At 63.4% G+C, this 8018-nt stretch carries 11 protein-coding genes; 7 read left to right on the top strand and 4 right to left on the bottom strand.

Going from position 1 to position 8018, the window contains the following annotated elements:
- The coding region (locus tag AC1D05_RS35500) for a transposase (protein WP_477447619.1) at nt 1–214 on the top strand (214 nt) is incomplete at its 5' end.
- 294 nt (nt 215–508) lie between these two features.
- Here the strand turns inward: AC1D05_RS35500 and AC1D05_RS35505 are convergent.
- Entirely contained in the window at nt 509–721 is a 213-nt protein-coding gene (locus AC1D05_RS35505) for a cold-shock protein (RefSeq protein ID WP_010910991.1), read from the bottom strand.
- 276 nt (nt 722–997) lie between these two features.
- Between AC1D05_RS35505 and AC1D05_RS35510 the strand changes: the two genes are divergently transcribed.
- A complete protein-coding gene (locus AC1D05_RS35510) occupies nt 998–1327 on the top strand; it encodes a hypothetical protein (protein ID WP_477447621.1) in 330 nt (109 codons plus the stop codon).
- Nucleotides 1328–1396: 69 nt separating this feature from the next.
- Here the strand turns inward: AC1D05_RS35510 and AC1D05_RS35515 are convergent, their stop codons facing one another.
- Nucleotides 1397–2287, bottom strand: a complete 891-nt coding sequence (locus AC1D05_RS35515) for a LysR family transcriptional regulator (protein ID WP_477447622.1) — start codon at nt 2285–2287, stop codon at nt 1397–1399.
- Between the two features lie 192 nt (nt 2288–2479).
- On the opposite strand from AC1D05_RS35515, the gene AC1D05_RS35520 reads away from it, so the two are divergent.
- Nucleotides 2480–3382 carry an MBL fold metallo-hydrolase gene (locus tag AC1D05_RS35520; RefSeq protein WP_477447624.1) on the top strand — a complete coding sequence of 301 codons (903 nt, stop codon included), beginning with the start codon at nt 2480–2482 and terminating at the stop codon, nt 3380–3382.
- Between the two features lie 106 nt (nt 3383–3488).
- Here AC1D05_RS35520 and AC1D05_RS35525 read toward each other — a convergent pair whose 3' ends face one another.
- Nucleotides 3489–4058 carry a methylated-DNA--[protein]-cysteine S-methyltransferase gene (locus tag AC1D05_RS35525; RefSeq protein WP_477447626.1) on the bottom strand — a complete coding sequence of 190 codons (570 nt, stop codon included), beginning with the start codon at nt 4056–4058 and terminating at the stop codon, nt 3489–3491.
- A gap of 180 nt (nt 4059–4238) precedes the next feature.
- On the opposite strand from AC1D05_RS35525, the gene AC1D05_RS35530 reads away from it, so the two are divergent.
- Both AC1D05_RS35530 and AC1D05_RS35535 read left to right on the top strand, forming a co-directional pair.
- Complete coding sequence (locus AC1D05_RS35530) at nt 4239–5180, top strand: transglycosylase SLT domain-containing protein (RefSeq protein WP_477447628.1); 942 nt, start codon at nt 4239–4241, stop codon at nt 5178–5180.
- A 5-nt stretch (nt 5181–5185) separates the two neighbouring features.
- On the top strand, nt 5186–5674 hold the full coding sequence (locus AC1D05_RS35535; RefSeq protein ID WP_477447630.1) for a GNAT family N-acetyltransferase: 489 nt from the start codon (nt 5186–5188) through the stop codon (nt 5672–5674).
- An 87-nt stretch (nt 5675–5761) separates the two neighbouring features.
- On the opposite strand, the gene AC1D05_RS35540 is transcribed toward AC1D05_RS35535, so the two are convergent.
- Entirely contained in the window at nt 5762–6097 is a 336-nt protein-coding gene (locus tag AC1D05_RS35540; protein WP_477447632.1) for a hypothetical protein, read from the bottom strand.
- A gap of 177 nt (nt 6098–6274) precedes the next feature.
- On the opposite strand from AC1D05_RS35540, the gene AC1D05_RS35545 reads away from it, so the two are divergent.
- Together AC1D05_RS35545 and AC1D05_RS35550 are read left to right on the top strand one after the other, a co-directional pair.
- Nucleotides 6275–7018: a DUF899 family protein gene (locus tag AC1D05_RS35545; protein ID WP_477447634.1), complete on the top strand. Its 744-nt coding sequence runs from the start codon at nt 6275–6277 to the stop codon at nt 7016–7018.
- 269 nt (nt 7019–7287) lie between these two features.
- Nucleotides 7288–7752 (top strand): cupin domain-containing protein, encoded by a 465-nt coding sequence (locus AC1D05_RS35550; protein WP_477447636.1) that lies wholly within the window; start codon nt 7288–7290, stop codon nt 7750–7752.
- Nucleotides 7753–8018 lie beyond the last annotated feature (266 nt).

The following is an 8018-nucleotide window of genomic DNA, read 5'->3' on the forward strand; positions in this document are numbered from 1 at the left end:
CCGGCTCACCGCATGGGGCAAGGCCGTCTACCGTCGCCGTAAGGAAACCGTTGAACGCTCTTTCGCCGACGCCAAGCAACTGCATGGTCACCGCTATGCGCGGTTCCGAAGTCTCATCAGGGTCGCCTGCCAGTGCCTGATCGCCGCCGCCGCCCAGAACATCAAAAAGATCGCCCTTTGCCTATGGCCRAASCCCAAACCGGCCCTCGCATGAGGCCCTACGCCTCCTGTCAAAATCTCCTGACACAAACATTCCAAGACACTTCAATCACATAACAAAAAAACCCCGCCGAAAATCGACGGGGTTTGTCAGCAGTCTGAAGCGGGATAAATCCCGCCTTCCCATCCTTGGTAGCCTGATTGGGAGCGTCCGGTCCGGGCTGGCAGCTATCTGCTGTTCCAGCGTATCGGGTCTTTCCGCTCCGGGCGCGCTTCTCGCGCGACCGTCAGTACATCCGTGACTTGCCGCACGCCCCGGGCTCTCGCCCGGCGCGCGCCATTCGCAAAATCAGGCTGCCTTGCTCAGAGATCCAGCGGACGACTTGCCAGTGCGGCGGTCCTGCTCGATCTCGAAGTTGATCTTCTGGCCTTCGACCAGCGTCGACAGTCCAGCGCGCTCGACTGCGGAGATGTGAACGAAAACGTCCGCGCCGCCCGCGTCAGGCTGGATGAAGCCGAAGCCCTTGGTGGCGTTGAACCACTTGACCGTTCCAGTTGCCATTTTAGATAGTCCTTCAACATTTGCTTTAGTTTGACCAGACCAATGTCCAGCCGGTGTGCATCGAGATTTTGGAGATAGACGTCAGCAAACGCGAAGATCGCGAGGCCCGGATCGATCGGCCGAAATATCAATGGGGCTGATATAGGCTGGTTTCGCAGCAAAAACAAGACTGCGTGAGAAAGCCGTGATGCGAAGACCGCCTAACGGCCGCCCCAATCTGGTGAAACCGTTGCGGCAGATCGCTGTCCCTGGGGCGGCGGATCAGGGGAGGAGACCATGAAAACCATAGTGCTTGCCGCCTGCCTGACGCTGGTGGCCGCCGAGGCGCAGGCGATCTCGCGCTATGACCCGACGCATATGAGCTGCGGCAAGGTGCAGTCGACGATCGCGCGGCAGGGCGCGGTCATCCTGCGCTACCAGTCGACGCGCGTGCCGGGGCTGCCGCTCTACGACCGTTATGTAGAGAGCCAGCAGTTCTGCACCATGGGCGAGGTGAGGGCGCGCGCCTATGTGCCGAGCGCCGACACCAAATCCTGCCCGGTCTACAACTGCAAGCGGCCGGACAATGGCCGGCATTTTCGCCGGCGATTCTTCAGTGACTACTAGCGGACTCATCAACCGGAGCCGGAAGCCTTCGCTCAGTCGAATGACTGCGCCTCTGGGACAAAATTGTTTTCAATCCTGGATTTGTTCCATGAGCATGGACACGAACCGCGTCACTTTTTGCGGGCGAAAGCGCGCCGCCGGATAGACGACGTGAATGCCGCCGGAGGGTAGCGCCCAGTCGGGGAGCATATGGACGAGACGGCCCTGCGATAGATAATCGACGACCAGATAGTCCGGCAGAACCGCCAGTCCGCCGCCGGCGAGCGTCGCCTCCAGGACGGCCGGGGTGGAGTTGATGGAGAACGTCTCGCGCATGGTGATGGTGCGCCGCTCGAAATCGCCTCGGCTGAAGCTCCAGGTGAACGGCTTGCGAAGGACGGAATTGGCGACGAGCGGCAAGGAAGAAAGGTCTTCCGGTTCGTCTACCTTGACCCCGGCGGCGAAATCCCGCGATGCGACCAGGATTTGCCGGAAGGTGCCGATGCGTCGCGCCTGCTGGCTGGAGTCTTCCAGCCAGCCGACCCGGATGGACAGGTCTATCTTGTTGCCGATCAAATCAATTATCGCATCGGAAATGAACAGTTCGACGCTGCAGGCAGGAAATTTCTGCCGAAAGCGGGCGGCGATCGGGGCCAGCACGATCGCGCCATAGTCATTGGACGCAGAAACGCGCAGCACGCCGGCCACTTCGGTGTTGCCCTCGCCAACTTCGGCGACGGCCTCTTCAACGTCCCGCAGGATCAGGACGCATCGTGCATGCAAAAGACGGCCTGCTTCGGTCGGCTCGAGCCTCCGCGTCGTGCGCACGAGAAGCGTGGTCTGCAGTTCGGCTTCAAGGCGGGCGACCTGTTGGCTGACGACGGCTTTCGTGATGCCAAGTCGCTCGGCTGCCCGGGTAAACGAGCCTGCGTCGATGACCGTAGCAAAATAGGCGAGGCGGTTGAGGTTGATTGGTTCCACGGGACGCTGTCAGTTTGATTGTAAGTCTACAGCATACAGTCTGTATTATTATAGGAGATTTATCAATTAATCCAGGGACGTTACCTCTGCGCTGTTCTCTCCATCGGGGCGCACCGTGGCTTGCGCTCTTCCCTCTCGGACAGCCGGTCACGCCACGCGGCCTGCCCCCATTTCAGTCAAAGGAGCTATTCCATGTTCACGAGGAGACAGATCATGAAGACCTCATTGGCCCTCGGCGCAACCGCCGTATTCGCCGCCACCGAGCGCGGCCAAGCCGCCGGCACCACGCTTGGCTGGAAACATTTCCCGGCGGGTCCGAACGGCTTCTTCCGCGCGCCTGTGCTGGTGTCCGGGCCAAGCGAGGCCCTGCTGATCGACGGCGGCTTCACCTATCCGGACGGCAAGGCGCTCGCCGAGGCCATCAAGGCCACCGGCAAGAAGCTGACGACCATCTATGTCAGCCAGTCCGATCCAGACTACTACTTCAGCCTGAAGCCGGTGCGGGAAGCCTTCCCGGAGGCAAAAGTGATTGCTGCCTCCGCCACGCTCGAAGCCATCAAAAGCAGTGTGGAGAAAAAGCTCGCGGTCTGGAGCCCGCAATTGAAGGAAAACGGCCCCCAGGCGTTGTCCGACATCGTTCTGCCCGAAGCATTCGACGGCCCAACGCTCAGTGTCGACGGCGAGACGATCGAGATCGTCAATGCGGAAGAAGGACTCGCCAACCGCCGCTACCTGTTCGTGCCGTCGCTCAACGCCGTGTTCGGTGGTGTGATGATCTTCGCTGGCGTTCATGTCTGGACCGCCGACACGCAGACCAGGGAAAGCCGCGCCGCCTGGGTCAAGACGCTGGAGGCGATTGCCGCCCGCAAGCCCGCCGTGGTGGTGCCTGGCCATATGGCCCCCGATGCCGCAACCGGTCCTTCGGCGGTGGAATTCACAAAGTCCTATCTTCTCACCTTCGAGGAAGAATTGAGCAAGGCGGCCGACGGCGCCGCGCTAAAGGCCGCCATGGAGGCACGCTTCCCCGGCCTCGGTATGGGCGTCGCCCTCGATATCGGATCCAAGGTCGCCAAGGGTGAGATGAAGTGGGGCTGACATGGCGACGAATCTCGACCTGATCCGCAGGACCTAAGAGGGAGCCTCCGAGAGAACGGCCGCAATCTTCTGGCCGTTCTTCCCCTGACATCGAGTGGTCGGCGGCTCAGAACCCGAAGGACACCTGCGCCGGCGGCGGTGGGCCGACGCGCACGCCTTCCATGGCCAGCATCTTCTCCTTGGTGACGGAGCCGCCGGGCGCCGAGAAGCCGCCGATCTTGCCGCCGGCGGCGAGGATGCGGTGGCACGGGATGACCAGCGGCACCGGATTGGCGCCAAGCGCAGCGCCGGTTTCGCGGGGCAGGCCGGGCTGGCCGGCGCGCTTGGCGAGTTCCCCATAGGTGGTGGTTTGCCCATAGCCGAGTTTGCGTGCCGCGTCGTAGATGGCGAGGCGGAAATCGTCGATGCCGTCGAGATCGACCGGCACGTCGGAGAAATCGACGTCCTCGCCGGCTGCATAAGCCTTGATCGAAGCGATGAGGTCGACCACCCATGGCGGCTGGACGGTCGAGGCTGAAACGCCGGCGTGGCGCATCAGCCGCCGTTCCACGGATTCGCGGCTGCGTTCGGGCAGGCAGAGCCGGATCAGGCCCTTTTCGCTCCAGGCTATGCCCATGAAACCGATCACTGTTTCTAACACTGCGTGGCCGGCTGTGATCGAAGCTGTCGTTTCCATGTTGCGTTCCTTTCCGCAAAGTGGCGAAAACCGGCATTTGCGCCAGTACATATCAGGAACAATATGGCAGTTCGGCCCGAGTCCCGCCACCCGAAAACCACCTGATGGCCCCGATTGCCGGCCCTGAATCGCTGGTGTAAGGGATTTCTTAACACCCGACGAACCGGACCCGTGCGCGGCTTGCCAGCAAAACATACCCTTATCGCGATCGGCGTGATCATGGCGGCGGCCGGCATCAGCGGCTGCACCTCGACCTCGCAGATGAAGGCAGCACCTGCCCTGACCGAAACCGCGACCGTTGCCGGCAGCGATGCCGGCTTCACCATTCCGCTGCCGGAGACGGTTTCGGTGCTGCCGCAATCCTCGGGCATCGCCCCCGTCCAGACGGCTGAGTTGACACCTGGCCCGGCTGCCGCGCCAGCGCTTGATCCCGCCGCCCAGCCGGCTGCCGCGACCGCGGCCTTTGCCGGGGCGACGCCGACGGCACCGGCCGTGCCCACTGTCATGACCGCCAATGCCTGGCAGGCGCCGCCGCCGAGCAAGGCGGGCCAGACTGTCAAGGCGGCCGAGACCTACTCCACCGCCGGGCTCATCGTGCCGGCGGTTGCCGGCAGCGGCCAGAAACTGCCGGGCGTGCAGCAAGTGGCCTATGTCGTGCCACAGAACCCGGCTGCCCTGGTGCAGTTCCCGTCCGCGCCGCTCAGCCCTGCCGCTCCGGAAGAGCACACAGGCATGCGCGGTGACGTCGACCGGCTGATCGTCAAATACGCCGCCCTCTACCAGGTGCCGGTGGATCTGGTGCGCCATGTCGTCAACCGCGAGAGCACCTTCAACCCCAAGGCCTACAACAATGGTCATTGGGGGCTGATGCAGATCAAGCACGCGACGGCACGCGGCATGGGCTATGACGGGCCGGCCAAGGGCCTGTTCGACGCCGAAACCAATTTGAAATACGCGGTCAAATATCTGCGCGGCGCCTGGCTGGTGGCCGACGGCAATGCCAAGAAGGCCGACTGGCTCTACCAGACCGGCTATTATTTCGACGCCAAGCGCAAGGGCCTGCTCGAGGCGACCGGCCTCGGTGTCGACCGCACGCGGCACCGCCTGCAGCCCGACGCCTGAGCGCGATGCCCGAACCGCGCCCGCCGGCCCTGAACGATATCCGGCTGCGCAAGATCCTCGACGAGACGCTGGTTGCACCGCACTGGCCGGATGGTTTTGCCATGCGCAGCTTCGAGCCCGGCGACGCACCGCCTTTGCATGCGCTGCTCAGCGACGTGTTCGACGACGGCACCGACGGCCCGTTCGACGAATGGTGGCCGCGTATTTCAGGTGATCCCGAATTCGACCCGGCGCTGTGTTTCCTGGTCATCGACGCCAAGGGTCGGCTGGCGGCGGCAGCGCTGTGCTGGACCTCGGCCTTCGTCAAGGATCTCGCCGTTCATCCCGAGGCGCGCGGCAAGGGCATTGGCGAGGCGCTGATGTGGCAGGCCTTTGCCAGTTTTCGTGAACGGGGCGCTGACCGTGTCGACCTGAAGACCAATACCGCCGAGAATCCCGCCGCTGTCAGGCTCTATCAACGGCTCGGCATGTTCGAGGTCGATTGGACTGGGTGAGAAGCGGTCGGCGAAGCCGATCAATCGACAACGATTTGTCGATTGAAGCGACGAACGCCCGGAGCCATAGCGAAGGGCCGGCGGCGTTCAGATATCCGGTGCGTTGCCGATCTTCTGCTTGAGCTCGAGCGCCCAGGCGCGGCCCTCGTCGCCACCCCACAGTAGCCAGGCGATGTGGCCGGCTGACGGATTGTCCTCATTGCCGTAATTCTTGCCGAGCTTGTCGACCTCGTGGCGGGCGAAGTAGCTGACCATGCGGCGGATGGTCGACGGGGCGAGCTTCTCGCGGTTCTTCAGTTCCGTTGCCCGCGCCACGCCGATCTCGGTGCCGCCACGCCCGAACTGCTTGCGCAGCCGAAGCCCCTTGGCGGCATTGTCGGCCACCACTTGCGGGCAGCGCAGGTCGATCTCGTCGTCGTGCATTTTATCCCCCATGGCTCGCTTTACCTTGCCGTGAGAATGCCGGGAAGCCGCGGAGGTTCCGCAAGCAATCGCCGTGCGCCATCCGCAAAAAATGTCGGGAACCGGTGTTCGCCAAACGTCCTTGGGTCGCAGAGCAACCGCGCCGGGACGCCGGCGCGCGGACCCAAGGAGCCGACCATGATCACCTTTCCCAACGAATCCGCCAGATACCGCACCGCACGCGAAAAGCTCTTGAAGAAGGAAATCGAGCTGCGCCGCGCCATGGAAGCCGTGGCCGAGGCCCGGCGCACTTTGCCGCCGGGCGGGCTGATCCGCCAGGATTATGTCTTCGACACGCTCGGCGCCGACGGCAAGCCGGCGAAGACAAAACTGTCGGAGCTGTTCGCGCCGGGCAAGGGCGCGCTCATCCTTTACCAGATGATGTTTCCGCGCCATCCGCAGGAGACGCGCGATGTGGCGGCGAGCGGCGGCACGGCGAAGCTCGCCCGGCCGGACCAGCCATGCCCGTCCTGCACGGCGCTGCTCGATCAGCTCGACGGCGCCGTCGGCCATCTCGAAGCCGCCGGCTTCAATTTTGCGGTGGTGGCCAAGACCGGACTGGAAAATCTCACCACGCTCGGCCGCGATCGTGGCTGGCGCAACATGCGGTTGCTGTCGTCGGCCGCCAACAGCTTCAAGCGCGACTACAATGCGGAGACGGCTGACGGTGCGCAGATGCCGCTGCTGTCGGTGTTCCACCGCGATGGTGACGGCATCCGCCATTTCTGGTCGTCGGAGCTTGGCTTCGCGCCACCCGAACCCGGCCAGGACCCGCGCGCCATCGGCACCTGCGAGATCTTGTGGAACCTGATGGATTTTACGCCGGAGGGAAGGCCGGATTGGCGCGAGCAGCTGCAGTATGGGGCGGGGTGTTGTCATTGAGAGTGGCGGGTGCATTGGGGGCGATCCGTGCCAGAGGAATGCGAACGGTCCAAGATCAGCGCTCTACGGCGCCCCCCTCTGTCCTGCCGGACATCTCCCCCACGAGGGGGGAGATTGGCCGTCATCGCGGCCTTCGCCAATTTTCATCGTTGAAAAGAAAAGAGCCGGCGCCAAAGCTGCCAATCTCCCCACCTGTGGGGGAGATGTCCGGCAGGACAGAGGGGGGCGCCGTAGGGCGCTACGTAAACACAAAAATCGAGGGAGAACCCATGCCCAAGATCGACCTCTCAGCCGTCCCCATCCGCCAGGGCTCCGGCTACCCCGCGCCCTTCGACGCCCCTTGCGCCACCCGCACCCGCCAGCGCCTCGGCGATGCCGGCGGTCTCACCGATTTCGGCGTCAATTTGATGACACTCCCACCCGGCGGCTGGTCGAGCCAGCGCCACTGGCATAGCCATGAGGACGAGCTCGTCTATGTGCTGGAAGGCGAGTTGACGCTGGTCGAGGATGGCGGCGAGACGCTGCTCAGGGCCGGCGATAGTGCTGCCTTCGCCAAGAACAGCGGCAATGGCCATCACATGATCAACCGCTCGTCGGTCACGGCGCGCTACCTGGAAGTCGGCTCGCGCAACTCGGACGATGTCATCACATGCTCCGACATCGACATGATGAGCCCGAGTTCGGATGGCCGGTTTTTGCACAAGGACGGCACGCCGTATCCGGGGCAGGGGTGAGCGCTGGCTCTGGCCTCCCTTCTCCCCTTTGTTTGGACCGGAGACATCGCGAACAGGTGTGCGAGGACATCGCGAACAGTTTTGCATTCTATCGAGCCAGGGTATTGAGGTCGATGGTTTCTATTTTCTGATGTCTGAACCATGCGTCGAATAGGCCGTCCGTTGCGGTCGGCCTGAAGGCGACGGACTTTCCCGCGAAGGCCCTGCACAAGCGCATTGAGCGTCCAAGAATGGAGACGAAGCCGTGCTGCTGAACGCGGCGGATG

The organism is Mesorhizobium sp. P2_E9, assembly GCF_056403815.1.

What these genes read in the sequence shown, in the direction of transcription:
- AC1D05_RS35505 (WP_010910991.1), bottom strand. Translation starts at nt 721, where the DNA reads ATGGCAACTGGAACGGTCAAGTGGTTCAACGCCACCAAGGGCTTCGGC.
- AC1D05_RS35510 (WP_477447621.1), top strand. Translation starts at nt 998, where the DNA reads ATGAAAACCATAGTGCTTGCCGCCTGCCTGACGCTGGTGGCCGCCGAG.
- AC1D05_RS35520 (WP_477447624.1), top strand. Translation starts at nt 2,480, where the DNA reads ATGTTCACGAGGAGACAGATCATGAAGACCTCATTGGCCCTCGGCGCA.
- AC1D05_RS35525 (WP_477447626.1), bottom strand. Translation starts at nt 4,058, where the DNA reads ATGGAAACGACAGCTTCGATCACAGCCGGCCACGCAGTGTTAGAAACA.
- AC1D05_RS35535 (WP_477447630.1), top strand. Translation starts at nt 5,186, where the DNA reads ATGCCCGAACCGCGCCCGCCGGCCCTGAACGATATCCGGCTGCGCAAG.
- AC1D05_RS35540 (WP_477447632.1), bottom strand. Translation starts at nt 6,097, where the DNA reads ATGCACGACGACGAGATCGACCTGCGCTGCCCGCAAGTGGTGGCCGAC.
- AC1D05_RS35545 (WP_477447634.1), top strand. Translation starts at nt 6,275, where the DNA reads ATGATCACCTTTCCCAACGAATCCGCCAGATACCGCACCGCACGCGAA.
- AC1D05_RS35550 (WP_477447636.1), top strand. Translation starts at nt 7,288, where the DNA reads ATGCCCAAGATCGACCTCTCAGCCGTCCCCATCCGCCAGGGCTCCGGC.